Raw genomic sequence first — 26,308 nt, 5'->3', positions numbered from 1 at the left:
AATAGCGCCTCAAGGCGCTATTTTTGAATCTAATTCTGGACATATTCAAAATAGTTCGTGTTGTAGCAAGGCGCCGAGCAAAACGATCATGGGGAGCATACATAAGTATGTGACCCATGATCGTTTTGAGAACGCAACGCAGCTACAGCGCGAAATATGAAGAATATTGTTAAACGTCGCTCATTTGCGGCATAGGCCGCTTAAACATACGTGTCAGTACAGCCATATAGACCAAACCAACTGCCGTCCAAACCAACCCGTAAACCATTGAGTCTTCTTCGATATTCAGCCATAACACACACACTGTCAGTGTACCAATAACAGGCAAAATCAAGTAATTCAGGATATTTTTGAACCCTGTCATACGGCGTTCACGAATAAAGAATTGGCTGATAACCGAAATATTAACAAAGGTAAACGCGATTAACGCACCAAAGTTAATTAACGCGGTTGCAAAATCCATTTCAAACCAGATAGCGCCTAATGCCAAGAAACCAACCATTAGTACGTTGTATGCCGGAGTACGCCATGTTGGGCTTACATAACCAAACACTTTTTCTGGGAATACCCCATCACGCCCCATAACGTACATTAAACGTGCGCTACCTGCGTGAGCCGCCATACCTGACGCTAATACCGTAACACATGAGAAAACCAGAATGATTGACTGGAAGAATGCACCAGCAACAAAACGCATAATATCTGGCTGTGTTTCATTAATATTCTTAAAACGTGAAACATCAGGGAAATACTGCTGTAAGAAGAAAGACACAGTAATAAAAATAATTCCACCGATTAACGCGGTTAAGAAAATAGCACGTGGGATCACTTTGCCTGCATTAGGTGTTTCTTCTGACAGTGAGCTTAATCCGTCGAAACCTAAGAATGAGAAACAAAGGATTGTTGCCCCAGCAATAAGCGGGATCACTTCGGTTTTTTCATTAGCAAATGGGTTAAATGTCCAAATCTCACCTGAACCTTCACCATTTGAAACGCCGTGAATCACTAAGCCCGTAAAGACCGCCATTACCCCAATTTGGATAATCGCAATCACGGTACTTAAATTCGCTATCACGTTGATACCGCGTAAGTTTGCTGCTGTCATTAATATGACTAATCCCACAACAAAAATCGCTGGCTCAACATTAGGGAAGATATCTTGTAAATAAATTTTAGCCAATAAGATGTTGATCATTGGCATAAAAATATAGGACAGCAAGGATGTCCAACCCACCAAGAAGCCAATATGTGGGCTCATTGATTTTTGGGCATAAGTGTACGCTGAACCGGCTGATGGGAAACGTTTCACCAATTTACCATAGCTCAGAGCAGTAAACAGTATCGCAGCAAGTGCAATAATGTATGAAGTTGGAACATGTCCACCGGTTTTATCTGATACCATTCCGAAGGTATCAAATATCGTCATTGGCTGGATATACGCAATACCGATCATGACCACTTGCACCAATGTTAAGGTTTTTGCAAGTTGTACGCGGTTATTCGCACCCGTTTGATTGTGACCGATGTCTAATGGAATTGGTGTGTTATTTTGCACGTCTAAGCCCTCCCATAACTTTCGATTGCATACTACTTCGGCTTAATCGACAGTTACTGGGAAGACTTTGCATCTGCCTATAGGCAGAGAAAAACGAAGAAAGGGAGAAAGGCGTGTGAGCGAAGCCACCGAGAGCCCCGTAGTCATCGATACGGCAGCCGCCAGCGCCTGGCCCTGCTGCGAATGCGAAAAAGTAAGCCATAAAAGCATTCCTCAAATCGGTAGCGTAAAATGTTTGCTACACGTAAATATTAAAATTATCTCTCCGGCTCTATGTCCGGCCCCGCTAGAATGAACGTTCCTAAAAACAAAAAAACCGATGCTTCATTTGATTAAGCATCAGTTATTTTTTAGTTCGCGCATTTTGCACGCCATAACTACAAATAGCAAGTTAAATTGTTAACAAATCACCCTATTTTCCATGAGAAATTTTGATTATTTCTGACTTTTTCCTCTATCTGCTTATATCTTTTTTTTCTTATGGTTTTAATCAGCAAAAAACCCTTTGGTAGAAGCCAAAGGGTTTGGATTAATCGAGATTAATTATTCGATTAGAAGTTGTAGTTGATACCGATATTGTAGCGACGGCCTTCTAATTCGGCACCGTAGTTTGCAGTATCAATACGACGATCTAAGACGTTATAGACACCACCAACTAAATTCGCATTTTTATTTAATTGATAACTCGCGCCTAGATCAAATAATGCATATGATGGGGTTCCTTTACTCATTGCTTGTCTACGGCCTTGGTAATCGGATGTTTTACCCCTAAAGTTCATTCGAGTCCAAGTTTGTAAGTCTTCAGTTGTATCCCAAGTCAATGTTGAGTTAACCATATGTTTTGGCTGTTTATTTAGTGCTTTACCTTTATTTACACCACTTTTTTGTTCAGTATCAGTGAAGGTGTAGTTATTTGTGAACGCTAGATTATCCAAAATATTCCAATTAAACGTAACCTCAACCCCACGCATATTAGCTTTACCGATATTAGTGCGATCACTGACAAAATCATAACTATGATTTATTGGATTACTTGACGTACTACATTTATTACTACTATCTTTGTTATCACAACGTGTAATTTCAGTAATTTTATCTTTAAAATCAGTATTATAAATACTTAAACTTGCTGTTAAGTTTTCTTGATTATTCCAAATAACCGCAATTTCTTCAGTTACGCTTTTTTCTGGTTTCAAACTAGGGTTACCAAAAATGACGCCATTTGATTGGCCGCCACCTGTACCTTGCCCCCAATTTGCAGAGGATTGGCGTAAATCAGGTGCTTTATACCCAGTTGAAACCCCACCTTTAACCGTCCATTGCTCATCAAGATGCCACACACCATATAAGCGCGGAGTCCAATGTGTACCGTAGTTTTCGTCTTTATCCATACGAATACCACCTGTTAACGCAAAATCATTGGTCATTAACCATTCGTCCTCTGCGAATAATGCCCAACTGTATCTGTCTAGAGAACTAGCCTTTAACTTATTCTGCTCATCTTCCAATTTTTCTTTACGGTATTGCCCACCAAGACTTAGACTATGATCGCCCAGTAAAAATACGCTTTGATTACGCATAGTCGTATCTTTTGATGTCATTTTACGACCAATATTCTTAGCTTCATCATGCTGAATATAGGTATCTGTAGAAAAACCGTCGTATAAACCATAATGTGTTAAGGCGACGTGTGTATTTTCAAATTTCTCTTTATTCTCAGTTTTTGCAGTGCTACTTCTTGAATAGCCATATCGTGAATCACGATGCTGATTATCTTTTTTGAAATCTAAATCAAAGGTATTTTTATCATCAGGAGTTAATGACAGTGTACCACCACCACTTGTCATAATTTGACGATTAAAACCACCTTCATATTTATCTTCACCACGGTGTGAATACTGGCCTTGTAATTTAGCACCTAATAAGCCATCAATTAATGGCCCTGATGTATAGAAGCTGCCTTGCCCTGTATTACCTGAATTTTTACGTTCAGTCAGTGTAGTATCTGCTCGTAAACTGGTCGTCCACTCTTGTTGCACACGACGAGTGATAATATTGATAACCCCACCCATCGCATCCGAACCGTACAGCGACGACATAGGACCACGTACCACTTCAATACGTTCAATCGCAGGTAATGGCGGTAACCAACCTTGTTCAACACCTGAATTATCACTATTTGGACGAGTGCTGCGTGTATCAACGCGTTTACCGTCGATTAAAATCATGGTGTATTTAGCATCCATACCACGGATGCTGATGTCTGAGCTACTGCCGCCTCCAGTGACTAAAACACCCGGTACATCTTTTAATGCGTCAGTCACATCACGATAAGCTTTAGTTTCGAGTTGTTCGCGAGTTACTACAGAAATAGACGCAGGGGCATCTTCAATTTTCTGTTGATAACCTGATGCTGTTGTTACATAGATTTTATCTTTACTGTCATCAGCAAATGCAGGTGCCGCAGCAATAGCCGCAATTATGCTAATTGCCACTTTTCTTTTATTAAAAACAACCATTCCCAACTCTCCAAGAGATATTTTGTTTTATATATGAATTGATTTGCTCACATTGATTTCATTGAATCAAAAAATATTTTTTATTATTGGGGTATTTAAATACCCATAGGAAATCCATGGTAAAAAACCATTATATAATTCAATTAAATTTCCTGTGGGTAATTACTATTAATTAATATTTAATTTGTTTTTTTAATATTACATCCTCTCATTTTATTTTTATTTAATGTGCTTGCCGAGTGCTGCAAGCACATTATTCTATTACGATATTAACTTGCTAATTTATCAACCAACCCATCTATTAGGACTTGCGGAACACCTTGCGAACAACGTTCGATACGACCGCGTACACCATAGACCTCAGCAAGGCTTTCAGGGGTAATTACCTCAGCAGGTTCACCTTGTGCAATTAAATTACCTTGCTTCAACATTAATACATGTTCTGCGTGTTTGAGTGCAATATTAATATCATGAACCACCACAACCGTGATTATATTTCGACGCTTCGTTTCTTTCGCGACTAAATCCATCACATGATATTGGTAATTTAAATCCAGTGCACTTAAAGGTTCATCTAATAACAATAAGTTGGGTTGACGAATTAAAGATTGTGCCAAACCCACTAATTGTTTTTGACCACCTGAAAGTTGGTCTAAATAACTTAACGCCAAATGTTCAATACCCAATTGACGTAATAACCCCATCACTTCGTCTTTACTATTCTCATTGCTTAAACCACCTGAAGCACGTTGAGCAACAATAACAGACTCGAGAACATACAAGTGCACACCAGCAGGTAACGTTTGCGGTAAATACACCACATTTTGTGCTCGCTGGGCAAAACTCTGTTGAGTTAAGTCCTGGCCATCCAGTAGCAGCTGCCCTGTGGCTTTATTTAGCCCCGCCAAGGAACGCAACAATGTGGATTTGCCACTACCATTGGGGCCAAGTAATACTGTTATCTTGCCGCGAGGTAAGATATCCGTCGATAGGTTCTCAATTACGGGGCGCTTTGGGTAACCTGCATTAAATTGGTTAATAATCAGGCCACTCATGATACGTTCCCCCTATGACGTAAAATAATGCTTAAGAAGAACGGCACACCCACTAACGATGTCACAATCCCAACAGGAATAATCACACCCGGAATAATATTCTTCGACGCTATTGAGGCCATTGATAAGATTAACGCCCCAATTAATGCACTTGCTGGCAGATAAAAACGGTGATCTTCACCAAAAATCAACCTTGCAATATGCGGTGCGACTAAACCAATAAAGGCGATAGGCCCCACAAACGCCACCGCTAAAGCCGATAAAATACTAATACGTAATAATGTTGTTAGCCTTAAACGGCGCACATCAATACCGAAACTGATCGCCCTATCTTCACCCAACCTTAAAGCCGTTAATTTCCATGAACTCATCATGGCAACCGGGAAAACAAGCGCGAAAACCAATGCCATCACACCAAGTTTTACCCATGTTGCTTTTGATAAACTGCCCATCGTCCAAAAGACTAAACCCTGCAAGGTATCTTCTGTTGCGATGAATTGCATCATAGAAACCAATGCATTAAAGGTAAACACAAGTGCAATACCGAACAATACGACACCTGAGGTTGCTACACGCGTCCAGCGAGTTACCGCGTCTAACATCAAGGCTGCTAATAATGCAAAAATAAAGGCATTGGCTGATATTACCCATTGGTCAGGCACGCCTGGAATTGCAATCCCTGAAACAATCGCCAATGCGGCACCAAAAGCCGCCGCATTAGATACCCCTAGTGTAAATGGGCTCGCTAACGGGTTATTAAGGATCGTTTGCATCTCAGCACCAGCAAGTCCTAATGACATACCAATCACCACGGCCATCAATGCATATGGCAGACGGATATCCCAAACAATGACTCGAGTTCCTGCATCAACTGCTTCTGGGGTCATTAAGGTTTGCCATAAGCGTTCAAGGGATAACCCTGAAGGACCTAAGGTGAAATCAATAACCAGTGATAATAAAATCGCAGCGACGATAACAGCTATCCATGTCAATCGACGACGCAACATATTTTGATAATGTTGTTTTACATTGTTGTCAGCCTGAATCGCTGCTTTTTCAGCCGCAACTATTGGCTCGCTCGTAATACTCATCAATTCTTACCCATTTTCATTACTTTTCGCTGACCCAATATACACCTGTTGGTTCGATAGCGAGAAACTCTCTATGTAATTCATCCAGTGTTTTTTGCGGTTCAAGATCGGTAAATCGTTCTGGGTAAAACCATTTGGCGAAAACTTGTGTCGCAATCACATTGTATGGAGAGTTATAGTAATTGTGCCAGATAGCATAATCTTGCTTATCTTTTATAGCTGATAGCGAGCTAATTCCTTTACGTTCAGTTATTTTTTTCAGGCTTTCTTTCGCATCAGCTAATGAACTTTGCGCCCCTAATTGAACGCCTGCATCTTTACTTCCCGGTGCTTTTGCTCCAGATGCAATGTAAATATTTGGGTCCGCAGCAATGATTTTCTCTAAGTTCATCGTACCAAGCGCGCCCGGCAAAACGCCTTTAGCAATATTTTTACCACCAGCTAAATCAATAAAGTTCCCCATATTTCCATCGCCAGCGGTACCACAGCAATCTTCAAAAGCACCAGCACGTAATTCAATAAAAACACTTGGTTTTTTATCTTCTGGTATTTTAGAAGTAATATCAGTGACTAATTTTTGGTTTCTTTCATAAAAATCGACATATTTATTTGCTGCCTGTTCGCGGTTCAACGCTTTACCAAGTAAACGCATACTTGGTAATGTGTTTTCCAGTGGTTTATCACGGAAATCCACAAATACGACAGGCACGCCGGCTTTCTCAAGCTGGTTAACTAATTCACTGTTTTTACCCGGCCCATGGCCTGACAAACCAAAAATCGCAATATCAGGGTTTAGGGTTAATACTTTTTCTGAACTGACGCTATCTGCGCTGGTATTACCAATCAGTGGAATATTGTCAATTTCAGGGAATTTAGCTTTATAAACAGCGTAGGTTTGAGGGTCTAGTTTTCGAAGGTCACCTTGCCAACCGACAATTCGGTCAATAGGTTTATCACCTTCCAGCAGAGCTATTGCACTAAACAGGCGCCCTTCACCTAATAAAATGCGATTAACATTATCAGGAACCTCAACAGTACGGCCTGCAATATCAGTCACTGTTGCAGCCCAAGCGCTCATACTGGCACTTGCTAATAACGCTAAACCTATTCCTTTTACTACCGACCTAGCTACAGACTTCTTGGCTACCGACGACATAGTATTAAGCTCCACTATTAACCTCATTGACTTACCTTTTTTTTATGCGGTAACAATAAAGCAAATAAGAATACTTATCAATACGATTATTAGTTTAATCATGACTTTCATCAATGGAATTCTGTGACCATTATCGTAAAGCCAAACATTCAGCCTATTTTACCGCCAAAATGCAGGTTTGTTGCGCTATATATAAAAAAACAGCACCCTATAAAGAGTGCTGTTTTTTATGATAGATATTCTAAGAATATTATTTATCTAAATTTTCTCGGTAACTTGGAAAGCTCATATCTTTATAGCGAATAAACGTTGTTTTCTTCACTATCTTATAACCAAACCAAATTGCTAAAAACAACGGAATTCCAATATAAGTTGCCGTAACCCCTACCCAATCAATTTTATCTTCTAAAAAGGCTTGGTAGTTTTGGCCTAATGTAATTGTTAAACACAAAATAAAGGCAAAAATAGGACCAATTGGGAAGAAACCTGAACGATAAGGTAAGTCATTAAGATCTTTCCCTTGTGCAATATAGCCTCTACGGAAACGATAATGGCTAATTGCAATACCTAACCAAGCAATAAACCCTGTCATCCCCGATGTATTTAATAGCCACAAGTACACCGTCTGGTTTCCAAACATGGAACTCAAGAAACATAAGCCCGCAATAACCGTCGTTGCTAACAACGCATAACGAGGTACGCCACCTTTAGATAAACGAGCGAAAATACGTGGTGCTTTACCTTCACGCGCTAAGGTATACAACATACGCGTTGATGCGTACATACCCGAGTTACCTGCCGATAATACTGCCGTTAAGATAACCGCATTCATCACCGCAGCAGCAGATAATAAACCTGCATTTTCAAATACTAAAGTGAATGGACTCACACTAATATCTTTTACATCATTACGCAGTAAGCTTGGATCAGTATAAGGAATGATCAAACTAATAATTAAGATTGCAAAGATATAGAATAACAATATCCGCCAAAATACTTTGCGTACTGCTTTGGGAATATTTTTGGCAGGATCTTTCGATTCCCCCGCAGCAATACCGATTAATTCAGTTCCTTGGAATGAGAACCCAACTATCATTGCCACGCCAATCATTGCTGAAAAACCACCCGCAAAAGGTGCATCACCAATTTCCCAGTTATGCCACCCGGCATTTTCCGCACCGCTCATGATGCCAAAAATCATTAATACGCCAACAACAATAAAAATAACGACTGTGGTGACTTTTATTAATGAGAACCAGTATTCCGCCTCACCAAACCCTTTCACAGAGATGAAATTCAGTAAGAAAATAATCGCAAGGAAAATAGCGCTCCAAATCCAACCTGGGGTATCTGGGAACCAATAGGTCATCACCAATTGAGCAGCAACTAAGTCAACTGCAATTGTTACAGCCCAGTTGTACCAGTAGTTCCACCCTAGTGCGAAACCAAAACCTTCATCGACATATTTTGCACCATAGGTTGCAAATGAGCCTGAGACAGGCATATAAGCGGCTAATTCACCTAAACTGGTCATTAAAAAATAGACCATTAAGCCAATGATAGCATAAGAAAGGAGTGCTCCACCGGGGCCTGCTTGTGCAACCGTTGCACCGGATGCAACGAATAAACCGGTACCGATAGATCCACCGATAGCAATCATCGCAAGATGGCGCGCCTTTAACTCACGGCGTAGTCTTTGTGGGCCGCCCTGCGAGATAGTATTGGTATGTTGTTCTGACATTTGTTCCCTGTATTTTATTATTCAGCTAATATCGCATGGATTCTAGCAAAATAGACTGTGAGAACTAAGCAACTCTTCACTGTTATAAGATACCTTCATAATTCATACAAAATTATAAGTAAAACGCGTTATCTCAAAAAATTCAGTATACCCTCTTAATAAGAGGACGACGTTTTATTCTATTTATCGTGTCTGTAGCGGCAAATGTGACTGTTCAAGGCACATAAAAAGTGCAGCCAACAACGCGATAGCCTATCACTAGTGCAACACATTCACTGCAATCCTCTATAGCTTTTAGCGTGTCGCTAGGCGGCAATTGAGACTATCCAAGGAGCATACATTAGTATGTGACTTGGGTCGTCGATTGCAGCCAACAACGCGACAGGTTAAAAGATGACGAGGATTTTTAATTACAGTAAGACAGAAGATTAGTAATCGCGCTTGAAATATGCTTTTGACGGTGATAAATCAAATATAGCGTTCTTTCTAAATGAAGGTCGTCTATTTTTAATTCGACTAGAGAGCCATTTTCTAATTGTTCTTCGATCACTCGACGTGATAAACAGCTTATACCTATCCCGTAACGAACTGCATGCTTGATAGCTTCTGAATTTCCTAGCTCCATCAAAATATGAAAGCCCGGAAGATGTGCAAATAATAGTTGGTCAAGGACATCCCGTGTACCTGACCCCCTTTCACGCAAAATCCAAGGCGCGTCACGCAAATCTTTTAAAGAGACTTTTTTATTCGCTAATGGGTTTTGGGGGGAAACAAAAATAACGAGCTCATCTTTTAACCATGCTTTAGAAATTAATTCAGGGCTATGACAAACACCTTCAATTAACCCAACATCCGCCCTAAATTCCATGACTGCCTTAATAATTTCTTCTGTATTACTAATAAAAAGCTCTAAAGGAATATCAGGGTGGTCATGACGATACCCCGCTAAGACTTCGGGTAAAATATAATTACCAATCGTTGTACTGGCAGCAAGACGCACGGCGCCCATCTCTTTTTTAAAGAGTTGCTCAACTTCTAACCCTTGCTCTAATAACGCTAACGCTTTTGGATATAAAAGTCTTCCGTGCTCATTAGTAACAAGTCGTTTACCCACACGGTCAAATAATTGAACGCCTAATTGACCTTCTAAATCCGTTAGCGACGCACTGACTGCAGATTGTGAAAGCGCTAATAACTGAGATGCTTGCGTCGTGGAGCCACTCTTTAATACTTCCGTAAAAACCTCAAGTTGCCTAAGTGTAATTCGCATAAAGGTAAGCCCCAACGTGATTTTTAGTATTTGTAATAATAATGTTAATATTAACGATTTATTTGCAATATTCCAGAAGAAACTTTCTAATCTATTTTAGTGGTAGATTATATGAAGACAATCAATTTAAATTATTATTGATTTTGTTATATCCTTATTACTAAATCTTATAAGCGGTAATAAAGAGCATTATCATGAATAAAAGTGACACCAGCACCCTTGAGCGGAATAACCTAAATCCTATATTAAAACTGATACCCGGTATTATTTTAGCTGGTATTCTGACTGCTATTGCAATTTACCTAGGTGACCAACCTTGGTTTATGGATATCGGCTTAGGTGCATTAACCCTCGCAATCTTATTAGGAATTATTGTAGGGAATACTTTTTACCCCGTAGCCAGTCAATCTTGTGATGCCGGCATTAAATTTGCTAAGCACTATTTTCTCCGTGCGGGTATAATTTTGTATGGTTTTCGCCTTACTTTCCAACAAATTACGGATGTAGGTGCTACAGGGGTTATCATTGATGCCTTAACATTAACCTCAACTTTTTTATTAGCATATTGGCTAGGTAAAAAAGTGTTCGGTCTTGATGAAGAAACCACGTTATTGATTGGTGCAGGTAGTAGCATTTGTGGCGCAGCCGCAGTCATGGCTACTGAACCCGTGGTGAAAGCTTCTGCAAGTAAAGTTGCAGTTGCCGTATCAACGGTTGTTATCTTTGGGACTATTTGTATTTTTGTTTATCCTTGGATTTACCAGTTAAATGCGCACTTTGGCTGGTTTCCTGCAACAGAAGAAACTTTTGGGATTTATATCGGTTCAACAGTACATGAAGTTGCACAGGTTGTTGCAGCAGGCCACACTATTGGTACTGACGCAGAAAATGCCTCTGTCATCGCCAAAATGATCCGTGTAATGATGCTTGCGCCTTTTTTGATTATTTTATCGGCTTTCTTAAGCCGTAAAACAGCCGCAAACCAAACAACAAACACTCAGAAAAGTAAAATTACGATTCCTTGGTTCGCCGTATTTTTTATTGTTGTCGCAGGTTTCAATTCACTCAATTTACTGCCCCATGTATTCGTACAACAAATCATAGCCTTGGATACGATTTTACTGGCTATGGCAATGGTTGCTTTAGGGTTAACTACCCATGTTAGTGCTATTCGCCAAGCGGGTATTAAGCCATTACTGATGGCACTTATCCTGTTTGTTTGGTTGATTGTCGGTGGGCTCTTAATTAACATACTGATTCAAAGCATTTTTTAGCATATATTCTCCTCACTTTTAGCCACCTCAATGGGTGGCTTTTTTGTTGATTTCATTTATTTGCTTATTAATGGCATACTCCAACAAAAAGGAGTCAAAAATGAAATATATTGGAGCACATGTCAGCGCCTCTGGTGGGGTTGACCAAGCTGTTATTCGCGCACATGAAATCAATGCAACCGCTTTTGCTTTGTTCACAAAAAATCAGCGCCAATGGAAAGCCGCGCCACTAAGCGAAGACGTGATTAAGAAATTTAAAGATAACTGCAAAAAATATGGGTACGGTAAACACCAAATCCTTCCTCATGACAGCTATTTGATCAATTTAGGTCACCCCGAATTTGAGGCTCTAGAGAAATCTCGTGTCGCTTTTATCGATGAAATGCAGCGTTGTGAACAATTAGGTATTGATTTACTTAACTTTCACCCCGGTAGTCATTTAAAGAAAATTGAAATTGACGATTGTTTAGCTCGCATTGCTGAATCTATTAATATTGCCCTTGCTGAGACCGAAGGCGTGACCGCTGTAATTGAAAACACGGCGGGACAAGGCACTAACTTAGGCTTTGACTTTACGCATCTTGCAAAAATTATTGAACGGGTGAAAGATAAAAGCCGTGTAGGCGTTTGTATTGATACTTGCCACGCATTTGCCGCAGGTTATGACTTACGCACAGCCGAAGATTGTGACAACACATTTAGCCAATTTGCAGATATTGTTGGTTTTGAGTTTCTAAAGGGAATGCACCTTAATGATGCTAAAAGTGAATTTGCCAGTCGTGTTGACCGCCACCATAGTTTAGGTGAAGGGAATATTGGTTTTGTCCCATTCACGTATATTATGCAAGATAGCCGTTTCGATGGTATCCCCTTGATTTTAGAAACCATTAACCCCGATATTTGGCCGCAAGAAATTGCATGGTTGAAAGCACAGCAAAGTAGCTAATTATTGGCTTTCTAATATAAAAACCCCCGCATTATCATGTGGGGGTCGTTTGAAATTCATTAACTATAACGATTTCATTTCAATTTTTGCCATCATATCCGCTAATTTGTTTCTATTTTTTAAACCGACATCTGGCTGAGAAACGGATAGTGCAGAAATTGCGGTCGCCATACGTAATGTATGCTCGCTGGACTCACCATTGAGTAACCCATAAGCTAGCCCTGCTACCATCGAGTCACCAGCCCCAACCGTGCTTATCACTTCACAATGTGGCGGTTTCGCCAGCCAAGAACCCGAAGCATTAACCCACAGAGCCCCTTCTTCTCCTAATGAAATAACAACATGAGAAATTCCTTTGTCTCTTAACTCATGCGCTGCGGCTACAACATCTTGTAAATCTGGCAGTTTTCGGCCAACCCAACTTTCTAATTCATGACGATTAGGTTTTACTAGCCATGGTGACGCTTTCAAACCTGCCTTTAAGGCTTCTCGGCTACTATCGAAAATAATACATGGGCATAATTGGCGAAGGCGAGTCATCCAACGAGTGAATTCTTCTGGGTCAATACCACTTGGTAAACTTCCACTGACAACGACCATATCGAAATGGCCTAACCAATTAAGTGACTCTGTGGAGAAACGGTTCCAATCGTCTTTACTGACCTCAAAGCCTGAAAAGTTGAAATCCGTTGACTCCCCATTATTTTCCGTGAGTTTCACGTTAATCCGTGTACGCCCTGGCACCATACTAAAACGGTTCGCCATGCCATTTTCACTGAAAAAATGTTGAAACTCTTCTTGGTTATCCTTTCCCATAAAACCACTAACAGTGATATCAATACCTAAGTCACGGAGCACTTTTGCGACATTGACACCTTTACCACCCGCGTTGAGGCTAGCGGTTTTGACTAAATTGACTTCACCAACTTCGATAGTAGAGCATAAGCCCACAAGGTCGTAAGCAGGATTTAATGTAATTGTAGCAACCCGGCGAGTCATAACCACTAATCTCCCTTATCATGATTATCGTGTCTTTAAATTTAATTATAGTTATAACATTAAAGCATATTGTTTTCAGTGATATTTGTACTTTTTCCTGCTTGTTTTTCTACAAGATTATGTCAGGATCAGCGCGCTGAAAAATAAAATAATAAGGAGAATATATGTCTCAGCATACTCATGTCGTCGCCGGTGTTGGTGTTCTAATCACTAATAAACAGGGACAAATTTTGATGGGCAAACGCAGTAGTAAACATGCGCCCTATTGGTCCATTTTCGGGGGACATGTGGACCCTGGTGAGTCCTTTGAAGATTGTGCCATTCGTGAAATAAAAGAAGAAATTGGTATTGATATCCAAGCTCCGACTGTTTTTGGTATCAGCAATAATTTACAGACTTATCAACAAGAAGGTAAACATACCGTTTCTATTTGTATGCATGTTGAATATAACGGTGAGGTTGAACCTCGAATTATGGAAGCAGATAAATGTGAAAACTTAATGTGGGTTTCACCTGATAAGCTCCCAGAGCCTCATTTTGAAGCTAGCCGCAATGCTGTTGACCTCTGGCTTACACAACGTTTCTATCACCACAAAGCCTAATCAAGTGTAAACGTACAACATCCTCTTTTTGTACGTTTATCATCCATCCCTTTCTAATTACTCATTTTTCCCTATTTTATTCCATTTACTATATTTACAATACTGCACTCTTACCGTATCATTTAGCTAGTACAGTAAAACGATATATTTAGGAGCCACCATGGCTATTGATGGAACAACACAACAAAAAAATCCTTCTATATTAGGAGGTGCGATGATCATTGCCGGTACTGCGGTGGGTGCAGGTATGTTTTCAATTCCTATGGTGACTTCCGGCGTATGGTTCACAGGCTCTGTCATACTGTTAATTTATACCTTTATTTGCATGTTACTTTCTGGGTTAATGATTTTAGAAGCCAATATGAATTACCCAGCTGGCGCCAGTTTCCATACTATGGTCAAAGACTTATTAGGCACGACATGGAATTCTATTAACAGTTTATCCGTTACTTTTGTGCTTTATATTCTTACTTACGCCTATATTTCTGCAGGAAGCTCTATCATCACCGCGAATTTGTCAGAAAAAATACAAATACCACAAGCGGGTGCAGGCTTTATTTTTGCATTTATTGTGGCTTTTTTTGTGTGGCTTTCTACTCGTGCTGTCGATAGGTTAAGTACCATTTTAATTGGCGGGATGGTCATCACCTTTGTTATGTCAATCGGTGGAATGATTTCAACCGCATCACCAGCTATCCTATTCAACCAAACTGAGCATGGTGAAAGCCAATATCTTCCTTATGCCTTAGCCGCATTACCCTATTTATTAACCTCATTTGGTTATCACGGTAATGTTCCTGGATTAGTTAAATATTATAATAAAGATAGCCGTAGTGTTGTTAAGAGCCTAGTTTATGGGGCTACCATTACCGTTGTTATCTATATTTTGTGGCAGTATGCGATCCAAGGAAATATTCCAAGAACGTCATTTATTGAAATCAGAGAAAATGGCAACAATATTGATGCATTACTGGCTCAAATGAATATTTCTACCCAGAGCAGCTTTATATCTCAATTTTTGAACCTGTTTTCTTATATGGCTCTAGCGAGTTCTTTCTTAGGCGTGTCTTTAGGGTTATTTGATTTTATTGCTGATTTTTTCAAATTTGCAGATAACAAATTTGGGCGCCTTAAATCTGTCTTAGTCACTTTTTTACCACCAACAATACTCGCACTGATTTTTCCTAATGGGTTTATTTATGCGATTGGTTTTGCAGGGTTGGCAGCTACTATTTGGGCAGTCATTGTCCCTGCGCTGATGGCGAAAGCAAGTCGTAAACGTTACCCTAACAACAGCTACAAAGCACCAGGTGGGAGCTTTATTATTGGCTTTGTGATCCTCTTTGGATTAATTAATGCGGTTGCTCATTTATTGTCACTATCTGGCTTACTACCTATTTATTAACCCTTTCAGTGTGGATATCGCCCTCTGGTTATATCCACACTGATATGTCACCTAAAAATTTTTCACTGAAAATTGACTTCAGCATCTTGCCTAATTCTTTATCTGCGAGTAATTTTGTCGCACTCTTTTTGACAACCCTAAAGAAGGTTATTTATGGCCAAGGCCAACGAAATCAAACGTGGTTTAGCAATTAACTACAATGGCAAATTATTACTTGTAAAAGACATTGATATTCAAGCACCTAGTGCTCGTGGAGCGAGTACATTATATAAAATGCGCTTTACTGATATCAAAACGGGCCAGAAAGTTGAAGAGCGTTTCAAAGGCGATGATATTTTAGAAACAATTTCCCTAACCCGTCGTGGAGTGAGCTTTTCTTATATTGATGGTGATGAATATGTCTTTATGGACAATGAAGACTATACTCCCTACCTTTTCAAAAAAGCCGATATTGAAGAAGAATTACTTTTCATTCCTGAAGAAGGGTTACCAGGAATGCAAGTGTTAACAATGGATGGGCAAGTTCTTGCTTTAGAGTTACCGCAAACGGTTGATATGGTCATTATTGAGACAACCCCAGCAATTAAAGGGGCTTCGGCTAGCGCACGAACTAAGCCTGCAACGATGGCTACAGGGTTAACAGTTCAAGTTCCTGAATATTTAACAACCGGTGAAAAAATTCGTATTCATATCGCTGAGCGTCGTTATATGGGCCGTTGTGATTAATTTCTGCTTTTGATTTGAAAGAAATAAGCCTTTATATGCCTATGAATTTATTGTTCATAGGCATATGTCATTAAAATTAAACATTGCATACCTTCTCATCTTAGTTTGCTATATTCAATTTGTGTTCGTCTCAAAATTAATCGTATTTTATTGTGTAAATACCTAGGGTTTTATCTTTATTAATCCAGTTGAATTGTTGAGTACCTTTTTGATTCGGAAGCAACATTTCTTGATTCTTTAGTTTACGAATATCTGCAGATGCGGTTTCCAACTTACCACTATCATTCCAGCATTTGGTTTCTACTTTATTCGCATTGGCTTCGACAATACAAGGCGCTGCTACAATAGCTCCAGTAAATCGAATAACGCCTGTATTGCTGCGTTTTACCTCACTGTTTTCAGATGCAAATACTGAAAAGCTTGAGTTCAATGCTGTTACTGCTAAAAAAGCCATTACCATTTTTTTTACTGAGCTATTCATAACGAAATTCCCGTTTAAAATTATGTTATCGTCACTTCCTGTAATTTATTTACAGTTAAAGTATTTATTTGGCTGAATTGCCTGAGGACGACATACTAATTCCAAAGGGATATTAATAATTTCATTTATAGCCGTAGTTTTTTATTTTTTGTTTTATTATTTATCAAAACAAAATATATGACTTGCCTCACACTTAATTAACCACACAAAATGCAACACTTTATAAATATAATCTATTAGCATTGGTCAATTAATTTATAAAAATCGTCGCTATGCCATTTTAGGTATATCTATATATCAAACACCTTAAACTTGTTAAAAAAAGTGTTTATTATCATTAATATGAACTTAGATAAAAAAATTTTATTACCTTCTGAAAACTTGATCGCATCAGGCAGGCAACGTGCTTGTTATCAGCATCCTGAGTATAATCACCTATGTGTAAAAGTTCATTTAAGTGGGCGAGATGATAAAGAAACATTAAGAGAGGTTCGCTATTATAAACGCTTGTATAAAAGGAATCTTACCGTAAAAACGATTTCTCATTACTATGGCACCCAGCAAACTGATCGGGGGCTAGGGTACGTATTCCAATTAATCAAAGATAAGACAGGAAATGTTTCAAATACTTTAGATTATTATCTAAAAAATAAACAAGTTTTTTTGAAACATAAAAGAAACATGAAAATTGCTTATGAGCAATTTAAAAAGAACATATACAAAGAGGCTATTACCACGATGGCGCTCAAAACTTATAACATCGTTTATCAACTAGGCTATAAACCTTATGGTCAATTTATTATTATAGATAACCTTGGCTCATCTAACCTAATCCCCATTGATTATTTCTCAACTAGAATTGCTCGTTCCACCCTAAATCGCCGGTTTGCTGATTTCGAACAACGACTTTATCGTGACTATAATCTTAAGATATAGACACATTCCTCGCCCCCTATTTTGCTGTCACCATTAAATATCTAGTTATATTGACGTATTATTAGAGTTGCTCTAACAATACATTGGTTATGAATGGTTATGGTAGAATGCTACTCACTAGTCGATATTAATATTGTGGAGAATTGCTAATAAATACAACCAAAAAATACTGATATACATACAGTACTTTTATTTTTTAAATTATTTTCTGAGCGTTTTTTATTCTAATGGACTTTCTTAACAAAAATTAAGCTGTTTATTTGAGTACAAACACACTCCCTCTAAATAAAAACTTAAACTTCTTTACACTTCTAGTTTGAAAACTCCTTAATTATGCAAATTCACTGAAATAACACATAGAAAAGTGTGATTTAGTTCATATTTTACTAGTTAAAAATACCATCTTTATAAGTAATATCCTTCATTGTAGACAATTGTCACATAAACCAATGGCAAATAGGCACTTTTATCTAATGTTTTGTAAATTTCACCCCTATTAACTCGCCATTTTGCTTTTGTTTATGTATGCTCTTAAAGGTTTGATTTGGTACTACTACGATGCTGAATCTTCTAAACAAAAAAATGTAAAGAATGTCTTAGTAAATTTAGTAAATATTGATATATCTCCTATACTCAATAAGTCACTAAATATGACTAGTACACTCGAAGTTTAGTGGTACTACGATAAACACTTTCTGCGAAAAACACAGTTTTGCCATCTATAATGCGTTTTTCACAGGGATAAGTTTAGTTTTTTTGTGTCTTTTTACACAATAAAGTACTAAAAAGAAAAATGGTAAGGGATATATATAAGAATGCTAACCTCTGAAAAACTTAAGCGCTATGCTTGGCGCATTGTTCCGGCAATTGCAATCGCCGTAACGCTCACAGCATGTACCAACCCAAAGTCAGCTAAAAACACACAATATACTGCTAAATCAGATACTCGTATGCTAAATGGTTCTGCGGGTGACTCGTTGACGATGGCATCTCAAGATGAATTCGAAGAGTTAGTACAAAGTGTTGATACTAAATCTAAAATAATGGATCAATACGCAAGCTGGAAAGGCGTAGCTTATCGTCTTGGCGGCACAACAAAGAAAGGTGTTGATTGCTCAAGTTTCGTACAGAGAACATTTCTTGAACAATTTGGTGTTGAACTCCCTCGTACGACCTCTGAACAAGAATCCTCCGGCAAAAGCGTAAAACGTAATAATCTAAAAGTCGGTGATATTGTTTTATTTAAAACAGGCCGTACTATGAAGCATGTTGGCATTTATATTGGTGACCAAAAATTTGTCCATGCATCAACCAGTAGTGGTGTTATCGTTTCTGAAATGACTAACTCATACTGGAGCAAAAGATATTATGCCAGCAGGCGCATTATTAATGGCTCATAAGTTTTTATAATATCCTATATCCCTTCCCAATAAAAAAGCTTCCATTTGATGGAAGCTTTTTTATTGGGAATTTTTTGACTAAACTTAGTGATAGCCATTTGATTTTTAGGTAAAAAACAACTAAAACACCAAGCCCACCTCGCGATAATACTCATTCAAAAACAAGCTTTAAACACGTAACCGAATAAAACCTGTAACTAAAATAATAATAAGTAATCAAGCCACTATAACAACTAATAAAATATTAAATATACTCAAAACTAAGCACTATAAAAACCAGAAGAAAGTTCTGCAATAGCAACGCCAGAGGCTTTTAAACGGCACATAGCTGCCAACTCATCATTAGCATGAATAAATAGGCAAATTTCTTTTTGCCACTCTAAGATCGCGTTGGCAATCTGCATATCTGATAATGATTCAGACAATTGTTGCATTGCAATACAATCTGTCGCACAGTCATGGCTAAGTAATTTCAGCCCCACAAGCTTATCGCTATCGGCATCATTCATAGGTACAACTTCAACATCCGTACCTATTTTGCCTGATAACCAGCGGTAGCTTTGCGGTAGCCTGTGCACCACCGAAAGACCTAATTTTTCCACAAAGATATCCTATTGATACATTCTAGTATTTTGCCAAGTATTGATATTTAATTTCTTACTTGACCTAACATGGGCTTAAGCCACTCATTCATCGTTCAAACCGAACTTAAAGTTATCCAAAAAGTAACATGAATGTTAAATACCGAATCTTAAATATAACATTAAAAAAACAAAATGTCGTTAAATTTTTGTGACATAAATCATTGCATATTCATTTTAATAGCAAATATCTTAAAATATAAACTAATTTTGATCGCTACATCCTAACATCTTGCATAAAACACTTAACTTTTTTTTACATTTGTGAAAAGAAAATAGTAAAAAACAGTTTATTTTTGAAGTAAATCCAAATTTTTATTAATGAATAATGTTGCAATGCATATCAAATCACAAAACATAAATTTAACAAATTCAGCTGTAATGATAATTGATTTAGATCATTTTTCACTAAAGATTATTAATACCACTGCGTTATCACTCGATTTTATCGAGCAATCACTTTTATCTCTAATAGATAAATGAATTATATGGGAAAGTAACTAGAACAAACTTTGATTAGTCCGTTATAAATAATGAAGAAGAGAATTGAGTGTTCTCAGTTTCATCCATGAAACTTGAAAACATATGATTTATTTTATTTTTTTGGCTAGTAAAACAAATAACATTGAGAGCGCCACGCAAGCAACCATAGAGCCGACCATTGGCCATGCGCTCTGAGCAGGTATTAGTGATAACAAAGTTCCAACGAGTGCGCCAATTGAAAACCTTATTGTTCCTGCCAATGAAGAAACAGTTCCTGCAATATGTGGATAATTATCCAAGATCACTGCCATTGCGTTAGAAGTGATCATCGCTATTCCACTAACATAGACTGCAACACCGATAACCAATGTCCAAAAATCTAATGCAAATGCCGTTGTAACAAGCAACCACACGCCCATCACAAATTGGATAATAATACCAAAGTAAAGCATTTTCTCCGCGCCGAAATGCCTTACATAACGGCTATTAATGGTCGTCATAATAAACAGGAAGATGATATTGATACCAAAATAGTAGCCGAAATTCTGTGGAGATACCCCATTTAAATCGATATACACAAAAGCGCCTGCATTTAAGAACGAAAACATCCCTGCAAAGGAAAATGAGCTCGCTAATATATAGAACAATACTTGTTTTGCTCTAAATAAAGTCGCAAATTGCCTTAATGTTGTTCCAACATGAAATTTTTGCCTTTTGGCAACGGGGAGTGTTTCCCGCACAAAACAGCTCACTAAAATAACGGCGATAACCGCAGCAATAGCGATGCTCCAAAAAATTGCATGCCATGAGAACCAGCGCATTAGCTCTCCCCCTAAAATAGGGGCTAATAACGGTGCGATTGTCATCACTAAGACAACAAAAGACATACTTCTTGAGAATTCATCACGGGTAAACATATCCCGCATAAGTGCATTAATCACAACACTTGCAGCTGCCGCGGCAAAACCATGTAAAAAACGCAACCAAATCAGTGAGTCAATCGATTCAGTGATAGCACAAGCCGCTGAAGCAATTGCAAAAACAACGACTCCACCCAAGATAACAGGTTTACGACCAATGCTATCTGCCATCGGCCCATAAAATAATTGCCCTATAGCAAAACCAAAAATGTAGCTATTGAGCGTCATTTGAATGCGCCCTTCATCTACATTAAAATAATGCATCATCGTCGGAAAGCTTGGCAGGTACATGTCGATGGCCAACGGCATTAACATCGATAATAAACCTAGAATTAGTATCAGCCCCAAATAGGATGAACGCTGCTGTTGCACTCTTTAAACTCCTGCTATTTATTTACGTGGTACGTTAATACTGTTGATCTCTTCTTCCGTCAGTGGACGGTATTCTCCGGGCTCAAGAGTCTCATCGAGCCAAATTTCACCAACGCGTTCACGGTGTAACCCACAAACATGGTTCCCCACCGCAGCAAACATGCGTTTCACTTGATGATAACGCCCTTCACTAATCGTCAACCTGACATCTCTAGGACTGATAATTTCCAGTTTTGCTGGTTTAGTTAGGTGTTTTTCCCCGTTAAGCATAACGCCCTGAGCAAACTGCTCGGCAACATCATTGGCGATATCGTCACTCAATTGAACTCGGTATGTTTTTTCACAATGATGCTTCGGTGAAGTAATGCGATGTGACCACTGACCATCATCAGTTAATAAGACAAGACCCGTTGTGTCGATATCTAAACGCCCTGCTGAATGCAGTTTTTGTGCGAGAGGCTCATCAATAAAAAAAAGAATTGTTGGATGTGTTGGGTCATCTGTTGAGCAAATATAGCCTTGTGGCTTATGTAACATAAAATAACGCGGCCCAGTAACTTGCACGAGGACATTACCATCATAAGCGACTTCATGATCAATCGTAACTTGAAAGGCCCCTGACTTAACGATTTCATCATCAACCGTTACGAGCCCTGCGCGCAATTCTCGCGCTACCAAACTTCGGCTTATCCCTAATTGCTGGGACAAAAATTTATCCAGTCGCATAGATTCTCTTAACTTGATGGAATGCCAGCGAAGCGTACAATAACGCTCAACTGTCAGAATATAGAGTGAAAGGTTGTTGTGATTGCTATCACATAATTCATTATAACAATAACCCCTGTGAAGTGATAGTTTCACCGCAGCAACTTACATCTTTAGACAGAGTCATCGTTTTAAATTAAATTTAACGTCATTCACCTGATTTAATTACATAATACTGAATAATATGCCTTTTGTATTACGCCCTTACCAACAAGAAGCTGTCAATGCGACGGTTGATTATTTCCGCAAGCAGACTGCCCCTGCCGTGATTGTCTTACCAACAGGAGCAGGTAAAAGCTTAGTGATTGCCGAATTGGCTCGGCTTGCTCGCGGGCGAGTGTTGGTATTAGCCCATGTGAAAGAATTAGTTGAGCAGAACCATGCTAAGTACCTCGCATATGGCCTACAAGCCGATATATTTGCCGCTGGCCTGAACCGCAAAGAATCTCAAAGCAAAGTGGTTTTCGGTAGTGTGCAATCTGTTGCTCGCAATCTTAAGGCATTTGACGCACATTTTTCCCTAGTAATTATTGATGAGTGTCACCGTATAAGTTTGAATGATAAGAGCCAATACCAACAAATTATTCAAGTTTTACAAGCTAATAACCCTTCATTACGTATTTTAGGATTAACAGCCACCCCTTACCGCCTCAACAGTGGCTGGATTTACCAATACCATTACCATGGCATGGTACGTGGTGATGAAAATTGTTTTTTCCGAGAGTGTATTTATGAACTCCCCCTACACTATATGATTAAAAACAAATTCTTAGTTCCACCTGAACGCTTAGACATGCCTGTTTTACAATATGATTTTAGCCAAGTTTCACTAACATCATCGGGTATTTTTAACGAACAAGAACTTAATTTGTCATTAAAAAAACAACAACGCATTACGCCTAAAATTATTGAGCAAGTTATTGAATATGCAACACCGTTACAAGGCTGCATGATCTTTGCTGCGACGGTCGAGCATGCCAAAGAAATTCTGAGTTATCTACCGAAGAATAGTGCGGCATTAGTGACGGCTGAAACCCCAGCAATTGATAGGCAAGCAATTATTAAGCAATTTAAAAATAAAGAATTACATTATCTCGTTAACGTTTCAGTATTAACAACAGGGTTTGATGCACCTCATGTCGACGTGATTGCTATTTTGCGGCCAACAGAGTCAGTCAGCTTATACCAACAAATTGTTGGCAGAGGATTACGCCTTTATGAGGGAAAAACACGCTGTTTAATCTTAGATTACGCAGGTAATCCACACGATTTATTTCGGCCTGAAGTGGGTTCAAGTCAACCAAATTCAACCAGTGTGCCTGTGCAAGTTTTTTGCCCATTATGCCAATTTGCGAATATTTTTTGGGGAAAATGTACCTCTGATGGGCAAATTATTGAACATTACGGCCGGCGCTGCCAAGGCTGGGAAGAAGATGAAAATAAGCAGAAAAAACAATGTGAATTTCGTTTTCGGTTTAAACAATGTCCACACTGTGGTACAGAAAATGATATAGCGGCTCGTCGCTGTCAAAAATGCCAAGAAGTGCTTACCGACCCTGACGATATGCTAAAAGCCGCCTTAAAACTCAAAGATGCGTTAATTATTCGTTGTGGTGGTATGCAATTCATTACAGGGAGTGATAACAAAGGTGAATGGATTAAAATCAATTATTATGATGAAGACGGAACTTCTGTTTCAGAACGTTTTCGCCTAGCCACACCCGCACAAAAACGCGTGTTCGAATATCGTTTTTTACGTGAGCATCAGCGTGCCCCAGGTGTTCCGTTTAAGTGGAATAATGCAAATGATATATTAGTGCAACAATCTTTATTACGATATCCCCAATTTATTGTCGCGCGCAAAAAAGAACGCTTTTGGGAAATTCGAGAGAAAATCTTCGATTATCAAGGGCGTTTTCGCGTTGCTGCTCCCCTGTCATAACGCGAAAATGATCATAATGATTGCTGGATGGCCGATTTTTCGTTAAAATGCCGCCCGCCTTCCGATATCTTGTTCTATGAATAGATTATCCTAGGCCAAATCTCGAACCTGCTGCTGGGTCGCCTGTAGCAGGAATTTATATTTTCTTTTTATAGAGAAATAGTAATGTTAACTATCAATGCAATTGAACGTAAAGAGCAGGGTAAGGGTGCGAGCCGCCGCCTGCGCAGAGATAACCAGCTTCCAGCTATCGTTTACGGTGGCAACCAAGAAGCTATCTCTGTAACTCTTAACCACGATGAAATCATCAACCAAGAAAGCAAAGCAGAATTTTACGAAGTTCTGAATCTGGTTATCGATGGTAAAGAAACAAAAGTAAAAGTTCAGGCTGTTCAACGTCACCCATTTAAGCCAAAAGTGACGCACATTGACTTCCTGCGCGCTTAATTAAAGCCCACAGCCGAGCTTTAGAAATTTTCGGGACGCCGAGTAAATAACGCCGCAATTGCGGCGTTATTTATTTCTACCTCTTCAACACCACAACCTATTTAGTACCACGGCGTTGTAATTGATCACGCAAATTAGGTGGTGTGCCACGAATGGTTAACGTATCAGTGACAGGGTCCCAAAAGATACGCTCCCCCATGAGCATCGCATCAAAGCTAATCGTGATCCCGCCACCACTCCCCGAAAACTTCGTTAATTGCTTTAACGTTCCTCTATCGGCAGGGAAACTTTCTTCGAGTTGATAATCATTTTGGCGAGCGAAATCGTCAAAGCTTTGTTCTTCAACCATTGGCAGCTCTTTTGCCAACGCCTGTAGCTCTATTTCCTCTCCAGACTGTAATTGTTCTGTGCAATAACTATGTACTTGCTGGCGATAAGCTTGGCGCGTATTTTTGTCCATTTGTGCATTGTCACAAAAATCATCAAGTGCCTGAACCAAGCCTTTATTCTGAACTTTTGCGTTTAACCCTTCAGATGCAGCCAGAAAATCCATAAAAAAATCAGAAACTTTCCGCCCTACTCTGCCTTTTAAGAAAGTTAAATAGCGTTTTGACTCAGGATTGGTTTCCCATTCGGTTAAATCAATACGTGCGACAATATCTGCATGAGGAATATCTAAATAATGTGTCGTGCCTAAATCCAATGATTCTGTGACAAACATGCTGTCACAACTATTGAGCACCGCAATTAATAAGTATTCGACCGCGAGGTAACGGTATTGACAAAAGAGAACCACGCCCCCTTCCGCAAAAGGATATTTGGCTAATTCATCTTTTAAGCGAACCGTCATCGCGCGGCTGAAACCTAAAAATTCTTCTTCGCCCTTACGCAATAACTTTAACGCATCAGCAAGTTCACTTTCTTCGTTAAATTCACCAAATGCTTTACTTTTAGCACTATAGACGCGGTGCAATTCTGCCATCATGTCTTGTACGACACCATCTGCTGTCAATAGAGAATCCCGCAACATCACCTCTAGGGTCTGCTCATCTCTTTTAATTAGCTGGTGTAAAGCTATCTGGTTAATTTCCAGACTCATTGTTGGCTCCTTCGTTATAGCGAAAATAATGTTGCGCGTATTCAAACATTGATATTATTCATCTGCAACAGAAACCATCATTTGTTCTATTTTTAGCCTGATTACGCTGAACTAATACGCACTTTACGAATCTGAATTAACATTATTCCCATTTAAACAAAAATTTGTTGCGAAGAAAGAAGAAAAACCAACTGTGATACGCTATGATATGTAGCTTTCATTAATTTAGGATGTCTCAATTTATGCCACAATCATCTCGCTATAGTGATGAAAAAGTTGAAGGTTTACTTTCTGACCTCGTGAGTGTGTTAGAAAAAAATCACACCCCTGTTGACCTTTCCCTCATGGTGTTAGGTAATATGGTAACGAATCTGCTGAATACGTCGGTTGCGCCTGCGCAACGTAAAATGATTGCAGAATCATTCGCAAATGCATTACTTTCTTCTGTTAAAGAAGATCAATCACACTAATTGATTAATGAAA

The 26,308-nt window shown here is 38.9% G+C and carries 24 protein-coding genes; 10 read left to right on the top strand and 14 right to left on the bottom strand.

Going from position 1 to position 26,308, the window contains the following annotated elements; all coding sequences use genetic code 11:
- Nucleotides 1–169: 169 nt before the first annotated feature.
- The 8 genes from PR834_RS00605 to yieE all read right to left on the bottom strand — a co-directional run bounded on the left by PR834_RS00605 (nucleotide 170) and on the right by yieE (nucleotide 10,387).
- Complete coding sequence (locus PR834_RS00605; protein ID WP_004253165.1) at nucleotides 170–1,555, bottom strand: APC family permease; 1,386 nt, start codon at nucleotides 1,553–1,555, stop codon at nucleotides 170–172.
- Nucleotides 1,545–1,757: a hypothetical protein gene (locus tag PR834_RS00600; protein WP_004253162.1), complete on the bottom strand. Its 213-nt coding sequence runs from the start codon at nucleotides 1,755–1,757 to the stop codon at nucleotides 1,545–1,547. The genes PR834_RS00605 and PR834_RS00600 overlap by 11 nt, the downstream gene beginning before the upstream one ends.
- Nucleotides 1,758–2,106: 349 nt before the next feature.
- On the bottom strand, nucleotides 2,107–4,074 hold the full coding sequence (locus tag PR834_RS00595) for a ligand-gated channel protein (RefSeq protein ID WP_094960416.1): 1,968 nt from the start codon (nucleotides 4,072–4,074) through the stop codon (nucleotides 2,107–2,109).
- A 269-nt stretch (nucleotides 4,075–4,343) separates the two neighbouring features.
- On the bottom strand, nucleotides 4,344–5,132 hold the full coding sequence (locus PR834_RS00590) for an ABC transporter ATP-binding protein (RefSeq protein ID WP_094960415.1): 789 nt from the start codon (nucleotides 5,130–5,132) through the stop codon (nucleotides 4,344–4,346).
- A complete protein-coding gene (locus PR834_RS00585) occupies nucleotides 5,126–6,220 on the bottom strand; it encodes a FecCD family ABC transporter permease (RefSeq protein WP_004253151.1) in 1,095 nt (364 codons plus the stop codon). Before PR834_RS00585 ends, PR834_RS00590 begins: the two co-directional genes overlap by 7 nt.
- A 19-nt stretch (nucleotides 6,221–6,239) precedes the next feature.
- Nucleotides 6,240–7,376: an ABC transporter substrate-binding protein gene (locus PR834_RS00580; RefSeq protein ID WP_172974367.1), complete on the bottom strand. Its 1,137-nt coding sequence runs from the start codon at nucleotides 7,374–7,376 to the stop codon at nucleotides 6,240–6,242.
- Between the two features lie 250 nt (nucleotides 7,377–7,626).
- Nucleotides 7,627–9,117 (bottom strand): amino acid permease, encoded by a 1,491-nt coding sequence (locus PR834_RS00575; protein WP_004253146.1) that lies wholly within the window; start codon nucleotides 9,115–9,117, stop codon nucleotides 7,627–7,629.
- Between the two features lie 406 nt (nucleotides 9,118–9,523).
- Nucleotides 9,524–10,387, bottom strand: a complete 864-nt coding sequence (gene yieE, locus PR834_RS00570; RefSeq protein WP_004253145.1) for a DNA-binding transcriptional regulator YeiE — start codon at nucleotides 10,385–10,387, stop codon at nucleotides 9,524–9,526.
- Nucleotides 10,388–10,581: 194 nt separating this feature from the next.
- Between yieE and PR834_RS00565 the strand changes: the two genes are divergently transcribed.
- Together PR834_RS00565 and nfo are read left to right on the top strand one after the other, a co-directional pair.
- The gene (locus PR834_RS00565; RefSeq protein ID WP_004253142.1) at nucleotides 10,582–11,661 is read left to right on the top strand and encodes a YeiH family protein; all 1,080 of its coding nucleotides are present in this window, start codon (nucleotides 10,582–10,584) and stop codon (nucleotides 11,659–11,661) included.
- A 100-nt stretch (nucleotides 11,662–11,761) separates the two neighbouring features.
- Nucleotides 11,762–12,607: a deoxyribonuclease IV gene (nfo, locus tag PR834_RS00560; RefSeq protein ID WP_036957604.1), complete on the top strand. Its 846-nt coding sequence runs from the start codon at nucleotides 11,762–11,764 to the stop codon at nucleotides 12,605–12,607.
- A gap of 63 nt (nucleotides 12,608–12,670) precedes the next feature.
- Here nfo and fruK read toward each other — a convergent pair whose 3' ends face one another.
- Nucleotides 12,671–13,606, bottom strand: coding sequence for a 1-phosphofructokinase (gene fruK, locus PR834_RS00555; RefSeq protein WP_094960617.1), 936 nt, complete (start codon nucleotides 13,604–13,606; stop codon nucleotides 12,671–12,673).
- A gap of 164 nt (nucleotides 13,607–13,770) precedes the next feature.
- Between fruK and PR834_RS00550 the strand changes: the two genes are divergently transcribed.
- The 3 genes from PR834_RS00550 (at nucleotide 13,771) to yeiP (ending at nucleotide 16,339) form a co-directional block, all read left to right on the top strand.
- Nucleotides 13,771–14,208 (top strand): nucleotide triphosphate diphosphatase NUDT15, encoded by a 438-nt coding sequence (locus tag PR834_RS00550; RefSeq protein WP_096863847.1) that lies wholly within the window; start codon nucleotides 13,771–13,773, stop codon nucleotides 14,206–14,208.
- A gap of 160 nt (nucleotides 14,209–14,368) precedes the next feature.
- Complete coding sequence (gene mtr / locus PR834_RS00545) at nucleotides 14,369–15,613, top strand: tryptophan permease (protein WP_196724964.1); 1,245 nt, start codon at nucleotides 14,369–14,371, stop codon at nucleotides 15,611–15,613.
- A 153-nt stretch (nucleotides 15,614–15,766) separates the two neighbouring features.
- Nucleotides 15,767–16,339 carry an elongation factor P-like protein YeiP gene (yeiP, locus tag PR834_RS00540; protein ID WP_004253124.1) on the top strand — a complete coding sequence of 191 codons (573 nt, stop codon included), beginning with the start codon at nucleotides 15,767–15,769 and terminating at the stop codon, nucleotides 16,337–16,339.
- Nucleotides 16,340–16,475: 136 nt separating this feature from the next.
- On the opposite strand, the gene PR834_RS00535 is transcribed toward yeiP, so the two are convergent.
- Entirely contained in the window at nucleotides 16,476–16,820 is a 345-nt protein-coding gene (locus PR834_RS00535) for a hypothetical protein (protein ID WP_004253122.1), read from the bottom strand.
- 342 nt (nucleotides 16,821–17,162) lie between these two features.
- On the opposite strand from PR834_RS00535, the gene PR834_RS00530 reads away from it, so the two are divergent.
- On the top strand, nucleotides 17,163–17,756 hold the full coding sequence (locus tag PR834_RS00530) for a YrbL family protein (RefSeq protein ID WP_210044577.1): 594 nt from the start codon (nucleotides 17,163–17,165) through the stop codon (nucleotides 17,754–17,756).
- A gap of 815 nt (nucleotides 17,757–18,571) precedes the next feature.
- A complete protein-coding gene (gene mepS, locus PR834_RS00525) occupies nucleotides 18,572–19,156 on the top strand; it encodes a bifunctional murein DD-endopeptidase/murein LD-carboxypeptidase (RefSeq protein WP_004253117.1) in 585 nt (194 codons plus the stop codon).
- Between the two features lie 260 nt (nucleotides 19,157–19,416).
- Here mepS and PR834_RS00520 read toward each other — a convergent pair whose 3' ends face one another.
- The 3 genes from PR834_RS00520 to rsuA form a co-directional block, all read right to left on the bottom strand.
- Nucleotides 19,417–19,758, bottom strand: coding sequence for a hypothetical protein (locus PR834_RS00520; RefSeq protein WP_004260080.1), 342 nt, complete (start codon nucleotides 19,756–19,758; stop codon nucleotides 19,417–19,419).
- Between the two features lie 629 nt (nucleotides 19,759–20,387).
- Entirely contained in the window at nucleotides 20,388–21,572 is a 1,185-nt protein-coding gene (locus PR834_RS00515) for a Bcr/CflA family multidrug efflux MFS transporter (protein ID WP_272536307.1), read from the bottom strand.
- Between the two features lie 18 nt (nucleotides 21,573–21,590).
- A complete protein-coding gene (gene rsuA / locus PR834_RS00510) occupies nucleotides 21,591–22,298 on the bottom strand; it encodes a 16S rRNA pseudouridine(516) synthase RsuA (protein WP_094960408.1) in 708 nt (235 codons plus the stop codon).
- Nucleotides 22,299–22,521: 223 nt separating this feature from the next.
- Between rsuA and PR834_RS00505 the strand changes: the two genes are divergently transcribed.
- Nucleotides 22,522–24,279: a DEAD/DEAH box helicase gene (locus PR834_RS00505; protein WP_196724966.1), complete on the top strand. Its 1,758-nt coding sequence runs from the start codon at nucleotides 22,522–22,524 to the stop codon at nucleotides 24,277–24,279.
- A gap of 165 nt (nucleotides 24,280–24,444) precedes the next feature.
- Nucleotides 24,445–24,726, top strand: coding sequence for a 50S ribosomal protein L25 (gene rplY, locus PR834_RS00500; protein WP_004260060.1), 282 nt, complete (start codon nucleotides 24,445–24,447; stop codon nucleotides 24,724–24,726).
- Nucleotides 24,727–24,823: 97 nt separating this feature from the next.
- Here the strand turns inward: rplY and yejK are convergent, their stop codons facing one another.
- The gene (gene yejK / locus PR834_RS00495; protein ID WP_004260056.1) at nucleotides 24,824–25,825 is read right to left on the bottom strand and encodes a nucleoid-associated protein YejK; all 1,002 of its coding nucleotides are present in this window, start codon (nucleotides 25,823–25,825) and stop codon (nucleotides 24,824–24,826) included.
- A gap of 242 nt (nucleotides 25,826–26,067) precedes the next feature.
- Here yejK and PR834_RS00490 point away from each other — a divergent pair, with 242 nt between their 5' ends.
- Entirely contained in the window at nucleotides 26,068–26,295 is a 228-nt protein-coding gene (locus tag PR834_RS00490; protein ID WP_004911940.1) for a YejL family protein, read from the top strand.
- Nucleotides 26,296–26,308: the final 13 nt, after the last annotated feature.

The sequence above is a fragment of the Providencia sp. PROV182 genome (genome assembly GCF_028480325.1).
In the GTDB taxonomy this organism is placed as follows: domain Bacteria; phylum Pseudomonadota; class Gammaproteobacteria; order Enterobacterales; family Enterobacteriaceae; genus Providencia; species Providencia hangzhouensis.
Note: the sequence above shows the minus strand (reverse complement) of the source record. Positions and strands in the feature narration are given on the sequence as shown.

What these genes read in the sequence shown, in the direction of transcription:
- PR834_RS00600 (WP_004253162.1), bottom strand. Translation starts at nt 1,757, where the DNA reads ATGGCTTACTTTTTCGCATTCGCAGCAGGGCCAGGCGCTGGCGGCTGC.
- PR834_RS00595 (WP_094960416.1), bottom strand. Translation starts at nt 4,074, where the DNA reads ATGGTTGTTTTTAATAAAAGAAAAGTGGCAATTAGCATAATTGCGGCT.
- PR834_RS00585 (WP_004253151.1), bottom strand. Translation starts at nt 6,220, where the DNA reads ATGAGTATTACGAGCGAGCCAATAGTTGCGGCTGAAAAAGCAGCGATT.
- PR834_RS00580 (WP_172974367.1), bottom strand. Translation starts at nt 7,376, where the DNA reads ATGTCGTCGGTAGCCAAGAAGTCTGTAGCTAGGTCGGTAGTAAAAGGA.
- PR834_RS00575 (WP_004253146.1), bottom strand. Translation starts at nt 9,117, where the DNA reads ATGTCAGAACAACATACCAATACTATCTCGCAGGGCGGCCCACAAAGA.
- yieE (WP_004253145.1), bottom strand. Translation starts at nt 10,387, where the DNA reads ATGCGAATTACACTTAGGCAACTTGAGGTTTTTACGGAAGTATTAAAG.
- PR834_RS00565 (WP_004253142.1), top strand. Translation starts at nt 10,582, where the DNA reads ATGAATAAAAGTGACACCAGCACCCTTGAGCGGAATAACCTAAATCCT.
- nfo (WP_036957604.1), top strand. Translation starts at nt 11,762, where the DNA reads ATGAAATATATTGGAGCACATGTCAGCGCCTCTGGTGGGGTTGACCAA.
- fruK (WP_094960617.1), bottom strand. Translation starts at nt 13,606, where the DNA reads ATGACTCGCCGGGTTGCTACAATTACATTAAATCCTGCTTACGACCTT.
- PR834_RS00550 (WP_096863847.1), top strand. Translation starts at nt 13,771, where the DNA reads ATGTCTCAGCATACTCATGTCGTCGCCGGTGTTGGTGTTCTAATCACT.
- mtr (WP_196724964.1), top strand. Translation starts at nt 14,369, where the DNA reads ATGGCTATTGATGGAACAACACAACAAAAAAATCCTTCTATATTAGGA.
- yeiP (WP_004253124.1), top strand. Translation starts at nt 15,767, where the DNA reads ATGGCCAAGGCCAACGAAATCAAACGTGGTTTAGCAATTAACTACAAT.
- PR834_RS00535 (WP_004253122.1), bottom strand. Translation starts at nt 16,820, where the DNA reads ATGAATAGCTCAGTAAAAAAAATGGTAATGGCTTTTTTAGCAGTAACA.
- PR834_RS00530 (WP_210044577.1), top strand. Translation starts at nt 17,163, where the DNA reads ATGAACTTAGATAAAAAAATTTTATTACCTTCTGAAAACTTGATCGCA.
- mepS (WP_004253117.1), top strand. Translation starts at nt 18,572, where the DNA reads ATGCTAACCTCTGAAAAACTTAAGCGCTATGCTTGGCGCATTGTTCCG.
- rsuA (WP_094960408.1), bottom strand. Translation starts at nt 22,298, where the DNA reads ATGCGACTGGATAAATTTTTGTCCCAGCAATTAGGGATAAGCCGAAGT.
- PR834_RS00505 (WP_196724966.1), top strand. Translation starts at nt 22,522, where the DNA reads ATGCCTTTTGTATTACGCCCTTACCAACAAGAAGCTGTCAATGCGACG.
- rplY (WP_004260060.1), top strand. Translation starts at nt 24,445, where the DNA reads ATGTTAACTATCAATGCAATTGAACGTAAAGAGCAGGGTAAGGGTGCG.
- yejK (WP_004260056.1), bottom strand. Translation starts at nt 25,825, where the DNA reads ATGAGTCTGGAAATTAACCAGATAGCTTTACACCAGCTAATTAAAAGA.
- PR834_RS00490 (WP_004911940.1), top strand. Translation starts at nt 26,068, where the DNA reads ATGCCACAATCATCTCGCTATAGTGATGAAAAAGTTGAAGGTTTACTT.